This window comes from Pantoea sp. LS15, assembly GCF_012241585.1.
In the GTDB taxonomy this organism is placed as follows: Bacteria; Pseudomonadota; Gammaproteobacteria; order Enterobacterales; family Enterobacteriaceae; genus Enterobacter.
This window is the reverse complement of the sequence record NZ_JAAVXA010000005.1, coordinates 240,541-266,040: the sequence shown is the minus strand read 5'-3', so window position 1 is coordinate 266,040 and position 25,500 is coordinate 240,541. Positions and strand designations below refer to the sequence as shown.

19 protein-coding genes are annotated in these 25,500 nt (G+C 53.3%); 2 read left to right on the top strand and 17 right to left on the bottom strand.

The window, feature by feature from the left end; all coding sequences use genetic code 11:
* Positions 1–207: 207 nt before the first annotated feature.
* The 4 genes from mukB to cmoM are packed head-to-tail and all read right to left on the bottom strand — an operon-like array spanning position 208 to position 7,449.
* Entirely contained in the window at positions 208–4,659 is a 4,452-nt protein-coding gene (gene mukB, locus HED65_RS10685; RefSeq protein ID WP_114978556.1) for a chromosome partition protein MukB, read from the bottom strand.
* Positions 4,659–5,363, bottom strand: a complete 705-nt coding sequence (mukE, locus tag HED65_RS10680) for a chromosome partition protein MukE (RefSeq protein WP_028019236.1) — start codon at positions 5,361–5,363, stop codon at positions 4,659–4,661. Before mukE ends, mukB begins: the two co-directional genes overlap by 1 nt.
* On the bottom strand, positions 5,344–6,666 hold the full coding sequence (gene mukF, locus HED65_RS10675; protein WP_028019237.1) for a chromosome partition protein MukF: 1,323 nt from the start codon (positions 6,664–6,666) through the stop codon (positions 5,344–5,346). Before mukF ends, mukE begins: the two co-directional genes overlap by 20 nt.
* 3 nt (positions 6,667–6,669) lie before the next feature.
* Positions 6,670–7,449 carry a tRNA uridine 5-oxyacetic acid(34) methyltransferase CmoM gene (cmoM, locus tag HED65_RS10670; RefSeq protein WP_028019238.1) on the bottom strand — a complete coding sequence of 260 codons (780 nt, stop codon included), beginning with the start codon at positions 7,447–7,449 and terminating at the stop codon, positions 6,670–6,672.
* Between the two features lie 124 nt (positions 7,450–7,573).
* On the opposite strand from cmoM, the gene elyC reads away from it, so the two are divergent.
* Entirely contained in the window at positions 7,574–8,353 is a 780-nt protein-coding gene (elyC, locus tag HED65_RS10665) for an envelope biogenesis factor ElyC (RefSeq protein ID WP_114978555.1), read from the top strand.
* Here the strand turns inward: elyC and HED65_RS10660 are convergent.
* From HED65_RS10660 to HED65_RS10600, 13 genes are all read right to left on the bottom strand, one after another.
* The gene (locus HED65_RS10660; protein WP_114978554.1) at positions 8,330–9,223 is read right to left on the bottom strand and encodes a YcbJ family phosphotransferase; all 894 of its coding nucleotides are present in this window, start codon (positions 9,221–9,223) and stop codon (positions 8,330–8,332) included. The two genes, elyC and HED65_RS10660, sit on opposite strands and share 24 nt — an antisense overlap.
* A gap of 143 nt (positions 9,224–9,366) precedes the next feature.
* On the bottom strand, positions 9,367–10,113 hold the full coding sequence (gene kdsB, locus HED65_RS10655; RefSeq protein WP_049005476.1) for a 3-deoxy-manno-octulosonate cytidylyltransferase: 747 nt from the start codon (positions 10,111–10,113) through the stop codon (positions 9,367–9,369).
* On the bottom strand, positions 10,110–10,292 hold the full coding sequence (ycaR, locus tag HED65_RS10650; protein WP_006174474.1) for a protein YcaR: 183 nt from the start codon (positions 10,290–10,292) through the stop codon (positions 10,110–10,112). The genes kdsB and ycaR overlap by 4 nt, the downstream gene beginning before the upstream one ends.
* Positions 10,293–10,337: 45 nt before the next feature.
* Positions 10,338–11,567, bottom strand: a complete 1,230-nt coding sequence (locus HED65_RS10645) for a winged helix-turn-helix domain-containing protein (RefSeq protein ID WP_114978553.1) — start codon at positions 11,565–11,567, stop codon at positions 10,338–10,340.
* A 44-nt stretch (positions 11,568–11,611) separates the two neighbouring features.
* On the bottom strand, positions 11,612–12,589 hold the full coding sequence (gene lpxK / locus HED65_RS10640) for a tetraacyldisaccharide 4'-kinase (RefSeq protein WP_114978552.1): 978 nt from the start codon (positions 12,587–12,589) through the stop codon (positions 11,612–11,614).
* On the bottom strand, positions 12,586–14,334 hold the full coding sequence (gene msbA, locus HED65_RS10635) for a lipid A ABC transporter ATP-binding protein/permease MsbA (protein ID WP_114978551.1): 1,749 nt from the start codon (positions 14,332–14,334) through the stop codon (positions 12,586–12,588). Before msbA ends, lpxK begins: the two co-directional genes overlap by 4 nt.
* Positions 14,335–14,370: 36 nt before the next feature.
* Positions 14,371–16,635, bottom strand: a complete 2,265-nt coding sequence (locus tag HED65_RS10630; RefSeq protein ID WP_114978550.1) for a ComEC family protein — start codon at positions 16,633–16,635, stop codon at positions 14,371–14,373.
* A 215-nt stretch (positions 16,636–16,850) separates the two neighbouring features.
* Positions 16,851–17,138 carry an integration host factor subunit beta gene (gene ihfB / locus HED65_RS10625; RefSeq protein ID WP_008499965.1) on the bottom strand — a complete coding sequence of 96 codons (288 nt, stop codon included), beginning with the start codon at positions 17,136–17,138 and terminating at the stop codon, positions 16,851–16,853.
* Positions 17,139–17,308: 170 nt separating this feature from the next.
* Positions 17,309–18,982 carry a 30S ribosomal protein S1 gene (gene rpsA, locus HED65_RS10620; protein ID WP_008499966.1) on the bottom strand — a complete coding sequence of 558 codons (1,674 nt, stop codon included), beginning with the start codon at positions 18,980–18,982 and terminating at the stop codon, positions 17,309–17,311.
* Positions 18,983–19,093: 111 nt separating this feature from the next.
* A complete protein-coding gene (cmk, locus tag HED65_RS10615; protein ID WP_013097305.1) occupies positions 19,094–19,777 on the bottom strand; it encodes a (d)CMP kinase in 684 nt (227 codons plus the stop codon).
* A 185-nt stretch (positions 19,778–19,962) separates the two neighbouring features.
* Positions 19,963–21,246: a 3-phosphoshikimate 1-carboxyvinyltransferase gene (gene aroA, locus HED65_RS10610; RefSeq protein ID WP_114978549.1), complete on the bottom strand. Its 1,284-nt coding sequence runs from the start codon at positions 21,244–21,246 to the stop codon at positions 19,963–19,965.
* Positions 21,247–21,315: 69 nt separating this feature from the next.
* Positions 21,316–22,404, bottom strand: coding sequence for a 3-phosphoserine/phosphohydroxythreonine transaminase (serC, locus tag HED65_RS10605; protein ID WP_114978548.1), 1,089 nt, complete (start codon positions 22,402–22,404; stop codon positions 21,316–21,318).
* 162 nt (positions 22,405–22,566) lie between these two features.
* On the bottom strand, positions 22,567–23,259 hold the full coding sequence (locus tag HED65_RS10600; protein WP_114978547.1) for a DUF421 domain-containing protein: 693 nt from the start codon (positions 23,257–23,259) through the stop codon (positions 22,567–22,569).
* A gap of 126 nt (positions 23,260–23,385) precedes the next feature.
* On the opposite strand from HED65_RS10600, the gene ycaO reads away from it, so the two are divergent.
* The gene (gene ycaO / locus HED65_RS10595; protein WP_168112389.1) at positions 23,386–25,146 is read left to right on the top strand and encodes a 30S ribosomal protein S12 methylthiotransferase accessory factor YcaO; all 1,761 of its coding nucleotides are present in this window, start codon (positions 23,386–23,388) and stop codon (positions 25,144–25,146) included.
* Positions 25,147–25,500 lie beyond the last annotated feature (354 nt).

Sequence of the window (25,500 nt, the reverse complement as noted above, 5' to 3'; positions counted from 1 at the left end):
AAGCTCTTTTCGTCCCCCATTGGGACCCCCTTTTGATTTCTTGTTTCTCTCTTGCAGTTGCCAGACCGCAAGTTGTTTTAACAAATCAAAAGGGGTTTTTATAACTGGCTTAAAGCTGAAAGCTTTCTGGAACCCCCAGCCTAGCTGGGGGTTTTCTGTGCACAAAAAAAAGCGGCGCCAATGCGCCGCTCCCGGTCAGAAGACGCTTCAGGAAGCGTCCGCCGTGGTATCCGGCAATGACTCTGGCGGCTGAGGGGCAAAGCCACGCAACCCAACAACGTGAACGTGTTCGCTGTTCTGGAACACCTTACGCACCAGCTTATAAGTGGTCCCTTTTTCAGGACTGATGTTTTCTGGTGCCGCAATGATGAGCTGCATATCAAGACGCTCGCAAAGCTCAAACAGCGTAGCAATAGAGCGGGCATCAAGACGCGCCGCTTCATCCAGGAACAGCAGTCGACATGGGGAGATGTCTTTGCCACGCAGGCGGCGTGCTTCATCTTCCCAGCTCTGTACCACCATCACCAGAATTGACATCCCGGTACCGATCGCTTCACCCGTAGAGAGCGCCCCCGATTCCGCACGCAGCCAGCCGTCGGAACCACGGTTAACCTCAACTTCCATTTCCAGGTAGTTACGGTAATCCAGCAACTCTTCACCGATGGTTTGCGGTGTGCGTTGCCCCATATCAATCTGCGGGTTCAGGCGCTGATACAACTTCGCCAGTGCTTCAGAGAAGGTCAGACGGTTGCTGTTGAACAGATCCTGATGCTGTTCGTGCTGCTCTGAGAGCACTTCCAGCAGCGTCGCATGGGCTTCTCGCACATTGACGTTAAGACGCACACTGTTCACCTGGCCAAACGATACGCTCTGCAGACCCTGGTTCAACTGACGAATACGGTTCTGCTCGCGCTGAATGGTTTTACGGATGATGTTCGCCACGCTGCGAGAGCTGATAGCCAGTTTCTGCTCACGAGAGGTCAACTCTTCCGTCAGACGACCCAGCTCAATTTCCATCTGTTCGATAGCTTCGACCGGATCATCGGTACGAATGATATCCTGACGAATACGCTCACGCAGATGCTGATAAACCGCCACGAAGAACTGAATTTTACGCTCTGGACGTTTCGGATCTTCCGACATACGCAGTACATCACGCAGGTGCTCGTTATCCGCCACCGCCAGACGCAACGCACCCAACGCCTTATCCGACATCGATCGCAGTTCATCGGCAGAGAGGTACGCCAGTTCACGACGGTGCAGACGACGTTCAACGTTATTGTCTTTCACCATCCGCATTACTGCGCACCAGCCCGCCTTCGCGGTCACGACCTGCTCGCGCATTTCATGGTAGTCGCGCTCCAGTTTACGCAGGCGACGCGTCAGGTTATCCATTTCTGCTTCGCAGAAGGTCAGCGCTTTTTCCAGTTGATTGCGGCGTACACGGTTATTACTGAGCTGAGAATGCAGTTCGTCACGGCGAATACGCGCCCGTTCTTCTGCCCCGCTGTCGGCACGAACGCCGATGTCCTGAAGCTCTTTCTGCAGGTCGTTTAACAGCTCTTTCTTGGTGTCGAAGGAGCTTTTCAGCGAGGCCAGCACCTGGTTGTACTGGTTCAGCTGTGCCGAGTGGCTACGCATCGCTTCGCGAGCGCGCGTACGTTCCGCTTCAGCCTGCTCAAGGCGCTGACGCAGCTTTTCATTCAGGTCGCTGTTTCCGCTCAGCATCTCAGCCGAATCGGAATAGCCGAAATGCGCACGACGCTGCACGACTTCCGTCAGGGCAAATGCCTGCTGACGCGCTTCGCGCTGCACCTGTTGCGACCAGGCGTAGTCTTCTTTTAACTGCTCAAACTGTTCCGGGTCGCTCTGCAGAACAGAGACAACCGACTCCAGCTTCGCCAGTTGATTACCATGTTGCTGAATGAAACGCGCGGCTTCCTGGGCTTCATCCAGACGTTCCTGGATCTCATCCACACGATCGGCCAGGGTTTCATCCGCCAGTAGATTCAGGCGCGGCAGAATGCGGTTAAGAGCAGCAACACCCTCTTTGGCTTGTTCGAACTGAACACGGCTCTGCTGATTGTCATTTTCATGACTGGCAATGGCTCGTTCCAGTTCACCACGACGGGTATTGAGCTTACGGATTTCCGCTTCCGGGTCAGCATCAAACGCCACGCCCAGGTGGCTGCCGATAAAGCGGCTAAATGCCTGGTGCAGACGCTGGGTTTTCTGCACGTCAAACGACAATGTCGCAAAACGTTCAGACAACGTTTCTCGCTCGGCGTGCAAACTTTCAATGCGGCTTTCACGGGCAGCGCGGCCAAACAGTGGCAGCTCAGGGAAGCGGGAATAACGCCACTGACGATCAGCGATTTTCACCACGACCGCTTTTTCCAGCTCGTCGACACTGAAGACGCTGTCATCGAATGACTGCGGATCCCCTTCGATCAAATAGAGATCTTCCGGGCAATCTTCCAGACCCGCAAGCTGCTCGGAAACCAGCGACAAATCCGGCACCACAATCGCGTTACGCGACGGGCCATAAAGGGCTGAGAAGTACGGGGCATCGTCCAGACCGACATCGTCATAAATCTCGGACAACAGCACGCCACCGAAACGTTCAGCCAGCGTATTCAAACGCGGATCTTCCGCACCACCCGGCTGGCTTAAGCGTTCAATCTCTTCATCAACGTCACGTTTACGCGCGCCCACTTCATCACGCTCAACAATGGCCTCGCGCTCGCGCTCCAGCAGTTGCTGCAGGTATTCAGTCACTTCCTGGCTGGACGTAAACTCTTCGCCGCACTGCTCGCTGAGCTGGTTCAGGCTACTTTGCGCCGCCAGCCAGACGGGGGCACGCTGCAACAGAGTTTGAGAACGAGACTGAAGCTGTTCCATCTCCTGACGCAGGGTCATACGCTGTTCACTGGCGCTGGAGACGGTGTCGGAGAGTGCGGCGATACGCGCTTCCAGCTCCTGATGCAGAGCCTCAAGATCGTCGATATCGTAATTTTTACCCTGGCGCTTGCAGAACTCTGCCAGCAAACGCTCCGCTTCCTGTTGCTCGCGCAGACGCTGTTCCAGCTCGTTCAGGCGCATACGCAGTGGCTGCACCTGCTCGGCCAGATGACGTTGGTTCACGCCATCTCGCAACAATTCACGTGCGATATCCCATGCTTCATTGCGCGCCAGCGGGCCGTTGATTGCCACAACCAGTTGATACGCCTGCTCAAACTGACTGTGTGCCGTTTGCGCGACGCTCATTTTCTGATCGAGAGAGAGCAGCTTCTCGGTCGCTTCCTGCTCTTTAGCCTGGAAGGTATCCAGCCACTCATCAGCACTTTCTGGTGTCAGATCAGGCAGATGACACAGCTCTTTTGCACGCTGTAACGCCTGCAATGCCTGTGTGTACTGAATTGCACGCGTCTGCTGCACATCCAGCGCCTGCTGGTAATCAGCAAGCTGGCTTTTCAGCTCATCCACTTCCAGTTCGGCGGCTTCAGCGCGGGCTTCGTTCTCTTCCTGCATGTCGGCGGCTTCAGCCACCACTTCATTCTGTTCTTCGAGACGAATTTGCAGCTCATCGAGGTCCGCTTCGTAGCGTTCGATTTTCTCCTGCTGGCGCAGTGCGGTCTGCACCAGATTCAGGTGATCGCTGGCAGCCTGGTAATCCGCTTCCAGATCGCCCTCAGCACCGGTGTGTTCGCCCAGTTCGCGTGCCATTTCGACGTGCTTGTACTGCTCGGCCACCAGCTGTTTACGGGAGGTAAACAGCTCGCGACGGTACTCTAATGCCTGATCGAGATGCACGCGGCGCTCGTTGGCGTGACGCATATAGTCCGCCGCCACGTAGTTAGTGGCCTCGCTGATCAGGTGTTTAAACAGGTCACGGTCAGACTGGGTAACGCGAATCGCTTCCAGCGTCATGCGGTTTTCACGCAGCGCGGCTTCCATATCCTGGAAGGCCTTACGCACGCCGCTGTTTTCCGGCAGCAGGTAGTCGCGCAGGGAGCGGGTAATGGCGCTGGAGATACCGCCGTACAGCGACGCTTCGATCAGACGGTAGTATTTGCTACGGTCTGATGCCGTGCGCAAACGACGCGCCACCACGCCCAGATCGAACATCAGCGAGTGGTAGTCGGTAATAGAGTTGAACTGCTTGAACTGCACGCCTTCGATGGCTTCGAGCTTGTCTTTCAGCTCCTGCAGCGTCAGCACGCGCGCCTGGCGCTCGTTCAGGGTTTCCGTTAGCAGCGCCGTCGGCTGCATAGATGTTGGCAACCCCTGGATCGCAAATGGTTTGATATCCACTTTACGGTCGCGACCAGCGACCTGCTGCAGGCGCACGCCCACCACCACACGCTGATGGCGGGAGTTTATGACGTCCAGCACCGAATAGCAGACGCCAGCTTTCAGCTTACCGTGCAAACCTTTATCACGGGAGCCGCTTGTTGCCCCCGCTTCGGTGGTGTTACGGAAGTGAAGCAGCGTCAGATCGGGAATCAGCGCCGTAACAAACGCCGCCATGGTGGTGGATTTACCCGCACCGTTACCGCCGGAGAGCGTCGTGACCAACTCATCCAGATCGAACGTTCGGGCGAAGAAGCCGTTCCAGTTAATCAGCGTTAGTGAGCGAAATTTACCGCGTTCAATCATTACTCTTCCTCCCCGCTATCCGGCAGATTCTCTTCATGCTCATCATTGAGCTGCAAATGGTTTTCCACCGGCATCGCTTCACCATCGCGGATCATGCGAAGCTGCGCCTCACGCGCGTCATCGCCCGTACGCACATCGGCGCCGAAGCGGAAGACAGATTCCGTAATGCGGAATTTGCTGCTGTCGTGGCCCATAAACCAGACCATACCCAGACGACGCAGACGGTTCAGGGAAGAACGAACTTTTTCCTGTAATTTCTGACGATCGAGATCCGAACCCGTGGAGCGGTTGTTCACCAGCTTAAGCAGCTTGCTCTCATCTGCCAGCGTCAACAGCTCGTCGTAAAGTTCCTGCTGGGTGAAGATCCCTTCATTCGCCAGACGTTCCGGGCTGAGATAGAGATAGCAAAGAATTTTGCCGACCATCATATCCAGCTCGGAGAGCACGGAGCGCGGAATCAACGTCGTGGAGCGTGGACGCAGGTAGAAAAACCCTTCCGGTGCGCGGATAAGCTCCACGTTATAGCGTGCATAAAACTCTTCCAGGTACTCCTGGAAGTCCATCAAAAAGGCGTGATTATCCAGCTCGTCTAAGCCAATGTGACGACCGGCACGCAGCTGGCTGTCCAGCGCCGGAAATAACGGATTCGCCAGCGCCTGTGCCAGCTTAACTGGCATCACTTGTTCAATATTTGTCAATGACATGCGCCTGTACCTTGGCTCCGTAATCGTTAATTGGCTGCCACTTCGGCGGCAGTCCGGTGAAATCTGCTTGTGCAACACCCAGGCGCACCGCCTGGTCTACCACAATGCGGGCAACATCGAAGTGGCGTGCACGAGGATATTGCGCCAGATAGTCGCGCACCACGAGACCAAGATCCAGCGGCACTTGTCTGGTTTTGTAGACAGCGAGCTGTTCTTCGATCATGGCCGCAAGTTGCTCACGAATTTCGTTGAATTCTTCGTATTCCAGATCCGGTGGCAGTTCACCGGTAACCTCTTCATCACGCAGCGCCATCTCTTCGTCGCGCATATCCAGCAGACGATCGGCATTGGCGTAGGTCAGCGCCCACGGCGCATCGAAATAGGTCTGCACAGACTGACGCAGACGCTGGGCAAAGACGCGGTTTTTATCCATATCAATCGCGGTACGGATAAATTTATGCACATGGCGGTCGTAGCCGATCCACAGGTCGATCGACTGCTGTCCCCAGCTAATAATGCGATCGAGTTTACTCTGCAAATCAAAGACCAGACGGTCGACAAAATGCAGATCGTCATGTGCCATGGTCGCATCCTGAATGCGTAGCAGGTTGGCCTGGAGCTTGTCCCCTGCGGCTTCCAGCGTATCCTGCAGCTCACGCAGCGTGCCGGAAGTTTCCGACAGCAACAGTTCGCAGCTGGAGATGGCCGCGCGCCAGTCTTTATTCAGCAGTTGCGCGATATCGTCCTTCACCTGCTGCTGCTGTTCGTCCATCAGACGCTGAGTCAGATCGATACTGTCGAAAATCTCCGCTACCGAGTATTTCAGCGGTGCGTAAACATTGCGGTGCCAGTGGAATTCGTCACCGTTTTCATCCGCAGCATCGGCAGCACGTTTAAGTTCACCCGCAACAATCGAGAGCTGCATGGAAAGACGCAGCGTGGAAAATTCACGCTGGCGAATGTAGTAATCGGTGATGCCGATGCCCAGTGGCGTCAGGCGATAGATGGCGTTTCCTTCCGCCTGCTCGCTGGTAAAGCGGTTCAGCAGACGTTGACGCACCATATCGTTGATTGCGTTGTTGGCACGCACGCTAATGGTTTCGCTGGTTTGCTCAAACGCATCACTTACATGGCGGAACGCGTCCACCAGTTCACCCTCGCTCATTTCACCATCCAGCCGTTCGCCGTTCAGCGTGGCAACCGCCAGCAGGAAAGAGAGTCTGTCTACCGGCAGCGAGATGGAGAAATCGTTTTTCCTGGCCCAGGCAACCAGTTCGGGGACTGTCTGGGAAAATTCACTCATAGGTTATCCTTGCATCTGCGGCTTGTGCGCGGTGACGTGAATATAGCGGCCAAGGCTGATAAAAGGCTCCTGACGGCAATACCGCGTTTCTAATTCTGTTAAGGTGTCAAAACAGTCACGCTGTTTGTGTTTTTCACGCAGATAATCATGAAACACCCTGACGCCCGTCTTCCCAACGATCTGCCAGCCAATCTCTTCCAGCCAGCCGTACACCTGCTGTGGATCACGCGGATAGTCCGGGGAAAGCGTGCGCTTTTTCTTTTTTGGCATCCCGACCTGAACATAGTCGAAGTTACCTGCAACCATGTTGTGCATCAGGAAGCCGTTAGCATTGTAGAACATCAGCGACAGTGTGCCGCCCGGGCGTAACATCGACCACAGTGTTTGTAACACGCTTTGCGGATCGGCAACCCACTCCAGCACCGCATGAAACAATATCAGATCAACCTGGGTTTCCAAATGCTGTGAGATATCCTGAGCGGCGCATTGTATAAAATGCATGTTGTCGCTCACACCTTTCTCTTCTGCTGCACGCGTCGCACGGGCGACCATTTCAGCAGAAAGATCGCAAAGCGTGACGTGATGACCGCGCTCGGCCATTTTTATCGCCGTCTGCCCTTCACCGCCTCCGGCGTCCAGTACACGCAACGTTTGACCGCCAAAGGTGGCAAGAATGTTGTCCAGATCCTGCCAGAGGATCGTCTGACGTAGCTGCCCTTTCGTGGTGCCATAAATGTTGCGCGAAAACTTTTCCGCGATGTCATCAAAATTGCGATCCCGCATTGGGAGAGTTCCACTCGCTAACTGCAAAACCGCTATTTTGTCACACCCGCGCGGAGAATGAACCTCTCTGGTGTAATATCACGGGTAATCACCTGCTATATGGTCAAAAAAGGAACCAAAAAGGATGCTTTTTACCCTTAAGAAATACATTGGAGGGATGATGCTTCCCCTTCCTCTGTTGCTCATCATCATCGCGCTGGGGCTGGCGCTGGTCTGGTTCAGTCGCTTTCAGAGAAGCGGCAAAACGCTTATCACGCTAGGCTGGTTTGTGTTGCTGCTGTTGAGCCTGCAACCAGTCGCGGATGGCCTGTTACGCCCTATCGAAAATAAGTACCCGACATGGCAGGGAAATCAGAAAGTGGCGTACATCGTGGTACTGGGAGGCGGATATACCTGGGATCCAGACTGGGCCCCAAGTTCTAACCTGATCAACAATAGCTTGCCACGGTTAAACGAAGGTATTCGCCTGTGGCTTGCGAACCCGGGATCAAAAATGATCTTCACCGGTGCTGCAGCAAAAACCAATCCGATCAGTACGGCTGAAGCAGGGGCCAGAGTCGCAGAATCACTCGGTGTACCACGATCCGCTATCATCACCCTGGACAGCCCAAAAGATACCGAAGAAGAGGCGGCAGCAGTGAAGCAGGCGATTGGCGATGTCCCGTTCTTACTGGTGACCTCCGCCTCACACCTGCCACGAGCGATGATTTTCTTTGAAAAACAAGGTCTGCACCCGCTTCCCGCACCAGCAAACCAGATGGCCATCGATGCCCCGCTCAACCCATGGGAACGGGCAATCCCGTCCCCGGCGTGGCTGATGCATAGCGATCGCGTCGGTTATGAGACGCTTGGACGCCTCTGGCAGTGGCTGAAAGGTTCCTCAGGCGAGCCAGGGCAAGAGTGATTTTGTCGCCAGATCGAAGTTTGCGCGATTGAAACGCCCGGTATTGACCAGTTGCGCGACTTCGTCCCAGAGCAGATAAAGCCAGCGTCGCCAGAGAAACGCTTCCGCAACGGGCGCGCGTTGAAGGTAGTGCCAAAGTAAACCTTCCGCCGCCCCGCTGTCGCTGAGCCTGAATAACTCATATTCGCGCGGAGCCCAGAGCATGATCCCCGGCCCGACCATCGCCAGAAGCTGATCGCTGCGGGAATCTTTTAGCATACTGCGCAGCGTAAAATTACCGTGGATCAGCACGCAGTTATCATTAAAGCCTTCAAACAGCGCCGGTAAGCACTCGCGGGTGCGAAACAGAATACGTTTGTCCTGCATAGTTAAACCGGTGTTATTGAACTGGTTAAGCGTCCCCCATAGCACTTCAACCCGCTGGCGATACCACAGTGGCCACAGGTTTTCCTGGGTACTGTCAACCGGACCAACAAGTCCACGGCTATCCTGACGGTGCCAGGCCAGCAACCCCTCGACAATCTGGTCCTTCAGCTGTTCCCAGCGTTCCGGCGTGCGCGCTGGCGCTTCAACAGGCACGCCACGCAAACGCTCGATCAGCAGTACGTCCGGGCCGGGGTGTTCCTCATGGGTCATCACGCCGTACACCGTTGGCATACGGACGGTCCCCTCCCGTGCCAGCATCGACATTTTCCACGCAAGCTGCCTGGCAACACCCGGCGAGGTAAAACTTCTGGCCATCAGTGGCATTGGGTTACCCTGACTGTCATACAACGACCAGAGCGCGGTATCGGCCTTTTCACTCACGCACTCAACCCGGCTTAACTTCTCGCCTAGCAGATGGCTAAGTTCGGCACGCAACTGTTCCATATGAGATTACCCCCATCAAGACTACTGCTTTTATAATGAGCGCGCAGAGTGAAGATGTCACCCGGAAGAGATCAATTATGGAAAAGAAAGGGAAAAAATAGCAGGAAGAGAACATCCCCCCGAAAGGAGGGATGAAGGCGATATTAACGCAATTCGGCGCGGACGCGCTCAAGATCTTCTGGTGTATCAACGCCCGTTCCAGGCACTTCCATGGCAACGGCAACGTGGATTTTTTCACCGTACCAGAGCACACGAAGCTGCTCCAGCATTTCAATGTGTTCCAACGGGCTGGGTGCCCAGGTGACATATCGACGAATAAAGCCGGCACGATAGCCGTAGATCCCCAGATGACGCAGGAAAGAATCGCCGATGGTCTCTTTAGAGAGCGCAAATCGATCGCGATCCCACGGAATAGTCGCCCGGGAGAAATAGAGCGCATAACCTTCGGCATCCATCACCACCTTCACCGCATTCGGGTTGAATGCTTCTTCAGCGTGGTGAATGGGTACTGCGAGTGTGGCCATACCGACCTGACGTTGTGCGAGGTTTTCCGCTACCTGACGGATAATAACCGCCGGGATCATCGGCTCGTCGCCCTGAACGTTAACGATCACCGTATCGTCACTAAAACCGCATTTCTCAACCACTTCCGCCAGACGTTCAGTGCCGGACTGGTGATCGGCACGGGTCATGCACACCTCTCCGCCGACTGCCTCCACCGCACGGGCGACATCCGGATGATCGGTAGCAACGATAACGCGATCAGCACCCGATTCACGTGCACGCTCAAGGACATGCACAATCATCGGCTTGCCGTTGATATCCACCAGTGGTTTACCCGGCAGTCGCGTTGACGCATAACGCGCAGGAATAATGACAACAAAACTCATGGCTTGCTCTCTTCTGCCACCAGGGAGCGGGCTTCGTTTTCCAGTAATACTGGAATGCCGTCACGCAGCGGGAAAGCCAGACTGTCCAGCTTACAAATCAGCTCTTGTTTGTCCTGGCTATAGTAGAGTTTGCCGTTGCACACCGGGCAGGCAATAATTTCAAGTAAACGGTGATCCATAGTTCCTCCGTATGGGTAATCATTAAAGCTTACCACATTCCCTTTTCAGAGAGTGCCTGTTTCCCAGCCACTTCGGCAGGTTGTAAACAGTCCGTCAGGGACCCGCCCCAGTGTCACGTTACTGGCCCCCTGCCAGCGAGCAAAGTCGCTTATTGCGCACACTAACCCTTTTTCCAGGCTCGCCGTCGCTCTGACGCCCTCTTCCAGAAAGAGTGCGATGACTTCAAGCGTGTCGGTTTTACGGTGCATTTTGGCGTCCATGCGCCCGACAAGTTGACCCTTGTGCAACAGAGGCAGAACAAAGTAGCCATACAGGCGCTTCGGGGCTGGAGTGTAGCACTCCAGCCGGTAAGTGAAACCGAACAGTTGCTCGGCTCTTTTTCTGTCCCAAACCACCGGATCGAAAGGAGACAGCACCGCGCTATGTGTTGCCTGAAGTTTTCCTTCCTGAGCCTGAGGCAGAAGCGGAAGTAGCTCCGAATGTAGCCACATTTCTCCCAGTGTTTCCACTGTGACGGGAACGACTCGCTGTTCGCGCTGCCATATTTCCAGCAATGGTTTCAGCGCGGGCTGGCGCAGGCGGTAATAATCTGCCAGCCACTGTGGGCGGAAAATACCCAGACTGCGGGCACTGTTTTCCAGCATGACATCCTCAGCCGCTTCCTGAGTCAATAAGTCACGCTCATCGTCCCAGTGAGGCATTACACGGTGAGTAAGGTCATATACACGCTGAAAATTACGCCGTTCAATTACCATGACCTGGCCTGACGTAAACAGTCCTTCGAGATGGCGTTTGTGCGGCTTCCACTCCCACCAGCCACTTGTACCTTTTCGCGGATGCTCAAAATCGGCAGAACGTACTGGTCCGTTTTCCTGAATATGCGCGATGAGCTGCTCTATTTCAGCCGCATGTTCCAACATCCACTCCTGCCTGTACTTCCAGCCCATCTTCTCCGGGGCAAGCATCCGGTGACGAACCAGGGCAAAATCACTGCGAGGCAGGAAACAGGCTTCGTGTGCCCAGTACTCCATTAACTCTCCCTTGCTGAGCGCCTCATCCAGCCATTGCGAGGGATAATTCCCCAGACGGCTAAACAGCACCAGATAAGGGCTACGGGCCACGATGTTAATGGTGTCAATTTGAAGTAGCGACATGCGCTGAACGGTAGAGAGGATATCGGCGGATTGCGCACGGCGACGGGGTTTTTTGAGTAACCCCTGCGCAGCAAGATGCAAATTACGTGCGGCTGAAAGCGAGAGTTGCGGTAAAGACATGCGTTTTCCTGTCAGTCAAAGCGCCACCAGAACCGCGTAAGCCTTCACTTCACCAACGCGATCAGTTCCTTGAGTAATTGTTCCGGCTGCTCGCCGCTGAGTTCAGCGTCAACCGGCAGGTACCACCAGTTTTCTTTTGCAAAGGCACGGCATTTCACCGCATCTTTTTCAGTCATGATCAGCGTCTGTCCTGGCATAGTCAGGGCGTCGACCTGCTCTTCCACCAGCGCCTGGTGGTCAGCCAGCGGCACACATTTTTCAAGCTGTGCACCACACCGTTCCAGCGTCGTGAAGAAACGTGGAGGATGGCCAATACCTGCCATCGCTACCAGAGCGGGAAGTTGTGCGACTTCCCGGCGCTCCCCGGTCAGCAAATTCACCGCCAGACCAGGATGGAGATGCATAGGGATTTCACCCGTTTTTGCCACACCACCATTCACAATGACCGCATCTACGGATTTCAGACGTGAAGCGCGTTCACGCATCGGCCCGGCCGGCAGCCACCAGCCATTGCCAAAACGACGAACGCCATCAATAACCACAATCTCTTTGTCACGCGCCAGAGCATAATGCTGCAGGCCATCATCAGTGATGATAATGTTAACTGCGTGTTCTGCAAGCAGTGCTTGCACGGCGTCGCTGCGCACCGGAGACACCGCAACCGGAGCGCCGGTCCGCTGGTAAATTAAAACAGGTTCATCACCCGCTTCAGCAGTCGATGTTTCATCCGTCAGCAACAGTGGGTAATGCGTTGCCTTGCCACCATACCCTCGCGACACTACGCCGGGGCGTATACCGTGTTTTTGCAACTGTTCCACCAGCCAGATAACGACCGGTGTTTTACCGTTGCCACCTGCGGTGAGGTTACCGACAACCACAACCGGAACCGGCGCGCGCCATGCGCGTTTGAGCCCCAGACGATAAAGAAGACGAATGACACCGCTCACCAGGCCATACAGCCAGGAGAGCGGCAGAAGCAGTAGCCACAGCGGTGATTCACCGGACCAGATGCGTGCAATCATGCGCCAAACTGCATCTTATGAAGCTGGGCGTACACACCACGGTGCTCCAGCAAATCAGTATGGCTTCCACGTTCAACAATGATGCCATCTTCAACCACGACGATTTCATCAGCCTGCTCGATAGTCGAAAGACGGTGTGCAATCACCAGTGATGTACGGTTCTTTTGCAGTTCATCCAGAGCTGACTGAATCGCGCGTTCCGATTCTGTATCCAGTGCCGAGGTCGCTTCATCAAGGATCAGAATCGGGCTGTCGCGCAACAGCGCACGCGCGATGGCGATACGTTGACGCTGCCCACCAGAGAGTAGCACCCCGTTCTCACCGATTATGGTATCCAGACCGTTATCCATCTTGTTGATAAAGTCCATTGCGTACGCCATACGCGCGGCATTCTCAATCTGCTCGCGGCGGTACTCATCAGTGCGTGCATAAGCAATGTTGTTTGCAACAGTATCGTTGAACAGATGCACGTTCTGTGAGACCAGCGCAACCTGGTTACGCAGCGACTGCAGGGTGTACTCTCGCAGATCGTGGCCATCTAACAGAATCTCACCTTCGTTGATATCGTAGAAACGGGTGATCAGGCTGGCAATGGTCGATTTACCAGAACCGGAACGACCAACCAGCGCAACGGTCTTCCCCGCCGGAATGGTCAGGTTAATATTGCGCAGGGCCGGGGTTTCACGACCAGGATAGGTGAAGGTCACATTGCGGAACTCAACGTCGCCGTTTGCACGCTCAATGACGCGTTTACCTTCATCTTTCTCCTGCTCGGAATCCAGAATGCTGAAGAGAGTCTGACAAGCCGCCATCCCACGCTGGAACTGGGCATTGACGTTTGTCAGCGATTTCAGCGGACGCATCAGGGCAATCATCGAGGAGAAGACCACGGTGATAGTACCTGCTGTCAGCGTCTCCATCACGCTAGGGAAGCTTGCCGCATACAGAACAAATGCCAGTGCCAGAGAGGCAATCAGCTGAATGACAGGGTCAGAGATTGAAGAGGCCGACACCATTTTCATCCCCTGCAGACGCATTTTGTTGCTGACTTTATCGAAGCGTTTGGTTTCGACTTCCTGACCGCCGAAAATCAACACCTCTTTATGTCCTTTCAGCATCTGTTCTGCACTGGTCGTCACCTGCCCCATGGTGTTCTGCATATTCTTACTGATATTGCGGAAACGTTTTGAGACGACGCGAATCGCAACAGAAACCACCGGAGCCAGAACAATAAGAATGAGCGACAGCTGCCAGCTGTAATAGAACATCATCGCGAACAGGCCGATAATCGACGCCCCCTCACGCACAACAGTAATCAGTGCACTTGATGACGAAGACGCAACCTGTTCTGAGTCGTAGGTAATGCGAGACAGCAGCGTCCCGGTCGACTGTTTATCAAAGAATGAGACCGGCATGCCCATCATGTGACTGAACAGACGGCGACGCATAGTCATAACCACTTTTCCTGATACCCAGGAAATGCAGTAGCTGGAGATATAGCTGGTAATGCCGCGTAAGATCATCAGTCCGATAACCACCAGAGGCATCCATAGCAACACTGAGCGATCCGTTTTACCAAAACCGTCGTCCAGTAACGGTTTAAGAAGCGATAGCATAAAAGTATCGCTGGCTGCGTTGAGGATTAACGCTACACCCGCCACGATCAAGCCTGGTTTAAAGGGTGCAATCATCGGCCAGAGTCGGCGGAAGGTTTGCCACGTGGAGAGATCTTTGTCGTTATGCATTCAAAAAACCAGCATTTGTTGAAATAGCCGCATATTCTACCCGTTATCTACGGGCGCGCCAAACCACTGATGATACCAACGTGGTAAAAATTGCTCTCGCAAGCGCAGGATTTGCCAGCGATGTTGCGAAAATGTCACCGATATTTGTCCAGAATGGGGGGTATCGTGCCAGATATACCCCTCTTTTCGATAACGTCGAACCACTTTCGCCGACGGAAATCGCCATGCGTTATAGCGTGCCGCCGAATCCAGGGCAATTTGCCCTTCTACACGTTGAACCAGTGGCAATGAAGAAGACGTATTGCTGCCATGATGGGGTACCTGTATGAGCGTGGACGTCACATTGCGCCAGTAATGGCTAAGCATTGCCTGTTCCGCTTGCGCTTCAATGTCACCTGTCAGCAGCACACTCTGCTCGCCGTCGTCAATTTTTACCACACAGGAGTGGTTGTTCCCTTGAGCAGGATAATTTTCAGGTGGCCAATGGACGGTGAAAGTTAACCTCTGCCATACCCATCTCTGCCCTCGGAAACAGGGATGATGTCCTTCCTGGCGTAATGGACTTCTTATCCACAAATCAGGCCATGCTTTTTGCAGCGATACCAACCCTCCCGCATGGTCAAGATGCTCATGACTGAGAATTACGCCTTCTGGTCGCAGGTGATGCCAGCGAAGCCACGGGATAATTAACCGCTGAGCACTATCACCACCTGGCCAGGCGAGCCCGGTATCATAGAGAATCGCTTTTCCCTGCCGTTCAATGACCATTGCCAGCCCCTGCCCCACATCCAGCATATGCAGCGTCCAGCTCTCGCTTTTTTCCGTCCGCCAGAGTGGAAATGTGAGTAAGATACTTCCAGTCAGACAAACGGCCGGGACACTGCTCCAGGCACGGAATCGCCAGCCAATAATGATAAGCCAGGGCAGTAATGTGAGGGACTGCCAGCGTTGATCCACATTCTGCCAGCCATCAGGCAAGCGCATCAGCAACCAGAACAATACCGCCAGAGACTTATCGGCTGCAAACCAGATGGTATTTTCCAGGGCCGTCAATGGCAGCAGATGGAGCAACATACCGAGTAGGATCAGTGGGACGGAAACCAATGTCACCAGAGGAACGGCAAAGAGATTCGCAACAAGGGAAGAGATGCTGAAGCCATGGAAAATCAGAACCTGCAAAGGCATCAGCAACAGTAGCATTCCAATCTGAAGATAGAGCAGATTGAGTAGCGGCTGCATCCAGCGAACCCTGCGCCTGTGAGGAAGAGGCAACCACTGAAACCAGAAAATCAATGCGGCAACGGCAAATGCTGACAAGACCAGACTCTGTGAAAGTACAGCTAATGGATCGCTTATCAGGATCGCCGCAACACAACAGAACCAGATCTGCCAGGGAGACCATTGACGAGCGGTGATCCGCAACGCTGCCAGTACAGTAATGGCGGTAACTGTTCGCAATGCCGGAGGTTGTAGACCGGTAAGCCAGGCGTAGAAGGCAGCAAAAACCACCACAGCCAGCAGAGGCATCTGCCAGCGGATCCAGTGGCAGGGTAATAAAAACTGGAACCCACGAGCGAGTAACCAGGCGATGGATGCCGCCATCGCGATATGCAGGCCTGAAATCGCCATCAGATGGAGTGTGCCAGTTTCCCGCATCAGGTCTTTTATTTCCTGGGGTACGTCCAGACGTTCGCCCATCCCCAACCCGAGAATTACAGCCCCCCAGTGATAAGAAGAAAGCCGGTTTTGCAGTGACATCAGGTATTGAGCACGCAGGCTGCAGCGTCCATCGACGAGTTCCGCACGGGTGAAGCGCCCACTCAGTGTTTGATGTTGGGCAAAAGCATTTCGCTGAAGATCATAGCCCCCGTCGTTTAGTTCACCGTGAACAGGCCTGAGTCTGAGCGTCATGACCCAACGCTGACCAGCACAAACCTTTTGCAGCAGTGCATTGCCATACAATGTTACGCCAGCAGATGTCCACCCTCGTTGACCATCAACGCGGAGAATCTTTCCCTGATGCATTGTTTCACCATCAGTGGCAGTAATCTCTACCTCCGCACGTACCGCATCTGACGTTAAATGTTGCATCGGCCAGATGCTCTCTTGAGCAGCAAGAATTCCCCATACGCAAAATAATAAACCGATCCCGATATATTTCAGTCGTACGTGTCTCTGCCTGGCCAGCCCTATTCCGCCAACAATCATTATCCACACGAAATAGCGTGGTGGCAGTTCAGGTAACCAGAGTAACGGTGTTATCGCCAGAATGGCGCAGACGCTAATAGCGGGAATTCCCATTGCTACCTCCCTGTCTCAGGAGAGGCAGTATCCTGGCAGGCAGGGTGACTCGTCAGTTGAGAAAAATGCGTTTTACAGCAAGCGCTGTAATGATTTTATCGGTTTGCAGAAAACAGAATGGAAAATGCGTGGTGTCTTCAGGAATGAAGCGACAAAGACAAAAAAAGCACCCGCAGGTGCTTTCTTTCGAACCCAGTTTAACCGACTGGCTAAACTCAGTTGCCGTAAATATTGGCGCGATCGCGCAGTTCTTTACCCGGCTTAAAGTGTGGAACGTACTTGCCTTCCAGCTCGACTTTATCACCAGTTTTCGGGTTACGCCCGGTACGTGGAGCACGATAGTGCAGAGAAAAACTACCGAAACCGCGGATTTCAATACGCTCGCCCTGGGCAAGAGTGGAGGCCATATGCTCCAGCATCTCTTTTACGGCATCTTCCACTGCCTTGGCAGGGATATGCGGTTGCTGACTGGCAAGTCTTTCAATCAATTCTGACTTGGTCATGATTCCTCCGGTTCCTTTCAAACCAATTAGCTGAATAGCTCATTAAACAAGGGCGGCCGTAGCCGCCCTTTGTTATTGATTACAGGACGAATCCTGCAATCTGTCAAGTTTGCTCCTCATCCTTCGCGCTGTAAATGCGTTACAGCTCAAATGATGCTGAGAACTTGATATTACTCGCCTTTAGCTGCTTTGAAAGCTTCAGCCATTGCGTTGTTAGAGAAGTTTGCATCTTCCTGTTTGTTAACAGTTGCGATTGCATCTTTCTCATCAGCTTCGTCTTTAGCACGAACAGACAGGCTGATTGCACGGTTCTTACGGTCAACACCGGTGAACTTAGCTTCAACGTCGTCGCCTACGTTCAGAACCAGAGTGGCATCTTCAACGCGGTCACGGGAAGCTTCAGAAGCGCGCAGGTAACCTTCAACGCCGTCAGCCAGTTCTACGGTTGCGCCTTTAGCGTCAACTGCAGTCACTTTACCGTTTACGATTGCGCCTTTCTTGTTCAGTGCAACCCAGTTGTTGAACGGATCTTCTGCGAGCTGTTTAACGCCCAGGGAGATACGCTCACGCTCTGCGTCAACCTGCAGAACAACTGCAGCGATTTCGTCGCCTTTTTTGTATTCACGAACTGCTTCTTCGCCTGCAACGTTCCAGGAGATGTCAGACAGGTGAACCAGGCCATCGATGCCGCCGTCCAGGCCGATGAAGATACCGAAGTCAGTGATAGACTTGATTTTACCTTCAACACGGTCACCCTTGTTGTGGGTTTCCGCGAACTGCTGCCATGGGTTGTTTTTGCACTGTTTCAGGCCCAGGGAGATACGACGACGTTCTTCGTCGATATCCAGAACCATCACTTCCACTACATCACCAACGTTAACAACTTTGGATGGGTGGATGTTTTTGTTGGTCCAGTCCATTTCGGAAACGTGCACCAGACCTTCAACGCCTTCTTCGATTTCAACGAAGCAGCCGTAGTCAGTCAGGTTGGTAACACGACCAGTCAGTTTAGTACCTTCTGGGTAACGCTTAGCGATAGCTACCCATGGATCTTCGCCCAGCTGTTTCAGGCCGAGGGATACACGAGTACGCTCGCGGTCGAACTTCAGCACTTTAACAGTGATTTCGTCGCCCACGTTCACGATTTCGCTTGGGTGCTTAACGCGTTTCCACGCCATGTCGGTGATGTGCAGCAGGCCATCAACGCCGCCCAGGTCAACGAATGCGCCGTAGTCAGTGAGGTTCTTAACGATACCTTTGACTTCCATGCCTTCCTGCAGGTTTTCCAGCAGCTGATCGCGTTCTGCACTGTTTTCGGACTCGATAACAGCACGACGGGAAACAACAACGTTGTTACGCTTCTGGTCCAGCTTGATTACTTTGAACTCAAGCTCTTTGCCTTCCAGGTGCAGGGTGTCACGGACTGGACGAACGTCTACCAGAGAACCTGGCAGGAACGCACGAATACCATTCAGCTCAACAGTGAAGCCGCCTTTAACTTTGCCGTTGATAACACCGACCACAGTTTCAGCTTCTTCGTAAGCTTTTTCCAGCGTGATCCATGCTTCGTGACGTTTAGCTTTCTCACGAGAAAGCAGGGTTTCACCGAAGCCGTCTTCTACTGCGTCCAGAGCAACGTCAACTTCGTCACCAACCTGGATTTCCAGCTCGCCCTGGGCGTTTTTGAACTGCTCTGCCGGAATGGCGGACTCAGATTTCAGACCGGCGTCAACCAGTACTACGTCTTTGTCGATAGCAACAACAACACCGCGAACGATGGAACCCGGACGGGTTTCGATTTCTTTTAAGGATTCTTCAAACAGTTGAGCAAAAGATTCAGTCATGTTTAATCTTCAGGTTAATATTAACGTCCACCTGGCTCCATGCCGGATGGGGTTGTTTCACATACCCGCCGTCAATCCATTGCAGCGGGGGTACTGCTAAATCGGTCGCGATTACGCGAGTGCCAGTTTTTGGCGCGCATATTGTAGCGCTTTTTCAATCACTTGCTCAATAGTTAAACTGGTTGAATCCAGAACTAATGCATCTTCTGCAGGAACAAGTGGGGCGACGGCGCGGTTACGATCGCGGTCATCACGCTCTTTTATCTCGGATAAAAGGCGATCAAAGTTAACACTAAACCCCTTCTCCTGCAACTGAAGCATGCGGCGTTGAGCACGTTCTTCAGAAGAGGCGTCAAGGAAAATTTTCACTGGTGCATCAGGGAATACCACGGTTCCCATATCACGTCCGTCTGCAATCAGGCCTGGCGCTTCACGGAAAGCGCGCTGACGGCGTAACAGAGCCTCACGAACACGCGGGAAAGCCGCCACCTGAGAGGCGGCGTTAGCGACCTCCTGAGTACGAATTTCGCCGCTCACATCTTCCCCTTCGAGGATCACTTCCAGGTTGCCATCGGTCGAGACAAAACGCACATCCAGATGCGCAGCCAGCGGGACCAGCGCTTCTTCAGACGCAACATCCACATGGTGATGGAGCGCTGCCAGAGCCAGCACGCGATAGATTGCTCCCGAATCTAAAAGATGCCATTGCAATGCTTCCGCCATCGCTTTGCACAGAGTACCTTTCCCTGCGCCACTAGGCCCATCAATGGTGATTACCGGGGCAACTGCCGTCATCTTTTTCTCCTTAAATAAGGCATACCGTTAACATGAACGCCGCGCATTATACGCGCCAACGTGCGCAACTGTTACCTTTGCGTGCAAATTACGGAATGATTGAAGCAGAGTGTAGAAGAAATGAACGGAAATGAACGTCAGGAAGCGTAAGGAAATGCCGCATCAGATGATGCGGCAAAACATCATCAGGCCAGCGTGCTAATGCGCGCCAGTTGCTCAAAGTAGTCAGGGAAGGTTTTCGCGGTACATTTCGGATCAAGAATAGTAACCGGCGTGTCGGACAGCGCCACCAGCGAGAAACACATCGCCATACGGTGATCGTTGTAAGTCCCGATCTCTGCAAACTGCAGTTTGGCGGGTGGTGTGACGCGAATGTAATCTTCGCCCTCTTCCACTTCAGCCCCCACTTTACGCAGTTCGGTTGCCATCGCGAACAGGCGGTCGGTCTCTTTCACGCGCCAGTTATAGATGTTACGCAGCGTCGTGGTACCTTTCGCAAACAGGGCTGCCGTTGCAATAGTCATCGCCGCATCCGGGATATGGTTCATATCCATATCAACAGCCTTCAGCTCGCCATGGGTACAGGAGATAAAGTCATCGCCCCAGGTGACAACAGCGCCCATTTTCTCAAGTACATCAGCAAAACGGATATCGCCCTGCACGCTGTTTCGACCAATACCGGTCACTTTTACGGTGCCGCCTTTAATTGCTCCAGCGGCCAGGAAATAGGATGCAGATGAAGCATCACCTTCAACAAGGTAGCTACCCGGGGACTGATATTGCTGGGCACCACGCACCACGAAGCATTGATAAGACTGGTTTTCCACCTCAACACCGAAGGTTTTCATCAGGTGCAGAGTGATATCAATATACGGTTTGGAAACCAGGTCACCCTTAATGGTGATAACCGTATCCTTCGGAGCCAGTGGCGCAGACATCAAGAGTGCCGTCAGGAACTGACTGGAGACGCTACCGTCAACCTCAACGTTACCGCCAGTAAAACCCCCGCGCAAACGCAGTGGTGGGTAGTTTTCTTGCTCCAGGTACTCAATCTGAGCGCCGCCCTGACGAAGCGCATCCACCAGATGACCAATCGGGCGCTCTTTCATGCGCGTCTCGCCGGTCAGCACAATATTGTTGCTTCCCAGACACAGGGCTGCCGCCAGTGGACGCATTGCGGTACCGGCGTTCCCCAGAAACAGCCCCAGCTCTTCACCAGAGCGCAGTGCACCGCCGTTGCCGGTCACTTCGCAACGCGTGCGGTCGTCAGACAACGTGTATTGAACTCCCAACGCTTTCAGCGCATTGAGCATGTGGCGTACGTCATCGCTGTCCAGCAGGTTTGTGAGGACAGTTGTGCCGTTTGCCAGAGCTGCCAGCAGCAGAGCGCGGTTCGAGACACTTTTTGAACCAGGCAGATTAATGGTGCCATCTACCCGCGCGATAGGTTGTAACGTCAGGGATTCCATGAAAACTTAACTCTCAAATCAACATAATAAAAACCCCGCAGCAAGGCTACGGGGGTGATAACAGCGCAATTAACCGTGGCGACGTTCGAAGTCGATCATGAAATCGGTCAGGGCTTTAACGCCTTCCAATGGCATCGCGTTATAGATGGAGGCACGCATGCCGCCAACGACACGGTGACCTTTGAGCGCATGCAGGCCTGCTGCGAAGGACTCTTCCAGGAAGACTTTATCCAGGTTGCTGTCTGCCAGCTGGAACGGCACGTTCATGCGGGAACGATTGGTTTTCGCGACATCGTTACGGTAGAAATCGCTCTTGTCGATGACGCCATACAGCAGTTCGGCTTTCTGCTGGTTAACCTTGTCCATCTGCGCCACACCGCCGTTTTGCTTCAGCCATTTGAACACCAGACCGGAGAGGTACCACGCAAACGTTGGTGGGGTGTTGAACATGGAATCGTTATCGTTCAGCACGGTGTAATCGAGAATCGACGGACAGGATTTATGCGCTTTCCCCAGCAGATCTTCACGCACAATGACGATTGTCAGACCGGCTGGACCGATATTTTTCTGCGCGCCCGCGTAGATAACACCGTAGCGGCTGACATCAATTGGCGCAGACAAAATGGTGGAGGAGAAATCGGCGGCAACCACGACATCGCTGCCGAAGTTTGGCGTCTCGTCGATGGCGATCCCGTCAATGGTTTCGTTCGGGCAGTAGTGCAAATACGCTGCGTTATCAGAAAGCTGCCACTCGCTCATTGGCTTCACAGCGCGCAGACCGTCAACGGTCACTTTGGCGTCGATAACATTCGGCGTACAGTATTTATACGCTTCTTTAATGGCACTTGCCGCCCAGTAACCTGCATCAACGTAGTCCGCTCTCGTTTTGTCACCGAGGATATTCAGCGGAACACCAGCAAACTGGCCACGTCCGCCGCCGTGACAGAACAATACTTTGTAGTTCGAGGGAATATTCAGCAGATCGCGAAAATCCTTTTCTGCCTCTTCCGCCACCTGAATAAATTCTTTACCACGGTGGCTGATTTCCATCACCGACGTACCGAGACCGTTCCAGTCACAAAGTTCCTGTTGAGCCTGTTTAAGCACTTCTGCCGGTAACATTGCCGGACCTGAACTGAAATTAAAGACTTGAGCCATTTCCCCTCACCACGCTAAAAGCCATAAGTTATAACTGTGGATATCGGTTTTATCATTCAGTGACACGCACCGCAATGTCTAAAACTTATGACCCCTGAAATGTGCCCGGTGTCACACAAAACAATCTGCCGCCTCGCGAAGACAAAACCGACAAAATGGCTGTCAGATAAGCCGTTTGGCCCTGCTAACCTTCGACCATTCCGGATTTGCACAACGGGGGCATAACTGACGATCACCCGGCTGCATCGCAACCACGTGACTACATCTCACGCAGGCATATTGGCCAGATTCAGGAACCGTTCTGAAACGCTCGATCAGCATATCCGGTAAAATACAGAGACCAGGTTTTACGTCCTCGTCAGAATAGTAATAAACGCTGATCTGCCCGTTGGTTTCCATTATTGCCAGACGCACCTGCCCGAGCTGTTCCACGCTATTCAGGCGTAGTTCCATAAAGAACTCGAACTCGGTCATGTTGGCGCTTTTTACATTTTCCCAGGCCAGTTGTCCGTCTTCGACGATAACGACCGGTTTCCCTTCAAGCAGATCTTCCAGCTTTTCGCTTTTTGACATCAGCCACATGACAAGACGGTAAAGTAGCGCCAGTGAGACAAATACGATAAACACCGGCACCATCGGCACATCATCATAAAAGGCGACGTCTCCCGCTGCTGACCCGAGCGTCAGGATGATCAACACCTCAAAAAGCGACATCTGCCTGACACCACGACGGCCCGTAATCTTGAGAAACAGAAAGACGAGAATGAAGGTATACAGGCTACGCAACGCCACTTCGCCTAAAAACTCAGGAGGGACTTTATCAAACGCCATCCTCTGGAGATCGAAAGCTTTCATTTTTCTATGCCTTACAGTAGGTTACTGGCTATAAGCATAGCTCAGGCATTTATTTTCGCCGGAGATAGCACCTGTCACGCAAAACCCGTATCATTGCGCGCTTTACGTACGATAAAAGTGAACGCCATGACTCAAACATTTATCCCCGGCAAAGACGCCGCTCTGGAAGATTCCATCGCTCGCTTCCAGCAGAAACTGACCGACCTGGGCTTTAACATCGAAGAAGCCTCCTGGCTCAATCCGGTGCCTCATGTCTGGTCCGTGCATATTCGCGATAAAGACTGTGCCCTGTGCTTTACCAACGGTAAAGGCGCGACAAAAAAAGCGGCACTGGCCTCTGCGCTGGGTGAGTATTTTGAGCGTCTGTCCACCAACTATTTCTTCGCTGACTTTTGGCTGGGCGAAACCATCGCTAACGGCCCGTTTGTTCACTATCCAAACGAAAAATGGTTCCCGCTGACTGAAGACGACGAACTGCCTGAAGGGATCCTCGACGCGCGTCTGCGTGCCTTCTACGATCCGGAAAACGAACTGACCGCCAGCATGCTGATCGATCTGCAGTCCGGTAACGACGATCGCGGTATCTGTGCCCTGCCGTTTACCCGTCAGTCTGATGAGCAAACCGTCTATATTCCGATGAACATCGTCGGCAACCTGTATGTGTCCAACGGTATGTCCGCTGGTAACACCCGCAATGAAGCGCGCGTGCAGGGTCTGTCTGAAGTCTTCGAACGTCACATCAAAAACCGCATCATTGCCGAATCCATCAGCCTGCCTGAAATTCCGGCTGACGTGCTGGCGCGCTACCCAGGCGTGGTGGAATCCATCGCTAAGCTGGAAGCGGAAGGTTTCCCAATTTTTGCCTATGACGGCTCACTGGGCGGTAAATACCCGGTTATCTGCGTTGTGTTGTTTAACCCGACCAACGGCACCTGTTTCGCCTCCTTCGGCGCGCACCCTGACTTCGGCGTGGCGCTGGAACGTACCGTCACCGAGCTGCTGCAGGGCCGTAGCCTGAAAGATCTCGATGTCTTCACCCCGCCAACGTTTGACGATGAAGAAGTGGCCGAGCATACCAACCTCGAAACCCATTTCATCGACTCCAGCGGTTTGATCTCCTGGGATATGTTTAAGCAGGATGCAGACTATCCGTTTGTGGACTGGAGCTTTGCCGGTACCACTGAAGAAGAGTTCGCCACACTGATGGCGATCTTCGACGCGGAAGATCAGGAAGTCTATATTGCCGACTACGAACATCTGGGTGTCTACGCGTGCCGTATTCTGGTGCCAGGTATGTCCGATATCTACCCGGCTGAAGATCTGTGGCTGGCGAATAACAGTATGGGCGCGCACCTGCGCGAAACGCTGCTGGCTCTGCCGGGCAGCGAGTGGGAGAAAGAAGATTATCTGAACCTGATCGCCCAACTGGACGACGAAGGCCACGATGATTTTACTCGTGTACGCGAACTCCTTGGTCTGGCGACCGGTAAAGACAACGGCTGGTATACCCTGCGTATCGGAGAGCTGAAAGCGATGCTGGCCCTGGCGGGTGGCGATTTGGATCAGGCCCTGGCCTGGACCGAGTGGACCATGGAATTCAACCAGTCCGTCTTCTCTGCCGAGCGCACCAACTATTACCGCTGCCTGCAAACGCTGTTGTTGCTTGCACAGGAAGATGATCGCGAGCCGCTGCAATATCTGAATGCCTTCGTACGGATGTACGGTGCTGAGGCGGTAGAAGCGGCCAGTGCAGCCCTGAGTGGCGAAGAGCTGTTCTATGGTCTGCAGGCTGTTGATAGCGATCTGAAAGCCTTCCCGGCGCACCAGTCGCTGCTGAACGCCTATGAAAAACTGCAGAAAGCAAAAGCCGCTTACTGGTCAAAATAAGCGCACATAACATTAGCAGCAGTAGGCGTATTCAATCGTCTGGGCTATATTACGGGGCAATTTCATTGCCCCGTTTTTTATTTTCTTCGGCAATGATTGTTGATTGTAATAATAAAGTTAAATATGGGTAAATATAATAATATTAACCCGGGCTTTACTGTTACTTTTTATGGTAAATACTCCATATTAATTAACTGTTTTAGAGGTGGCCGAACGAAAAAATTCAACTCTTTTCATAACTTTTAAAATTTATTTTTATACGGATAATCAAATACTTACTCCGCATTTGTCGTAAAACCATACACACTGCGGGCCTATAAGCCAGGCGAGATATGATCTATATCAATTTCTCTT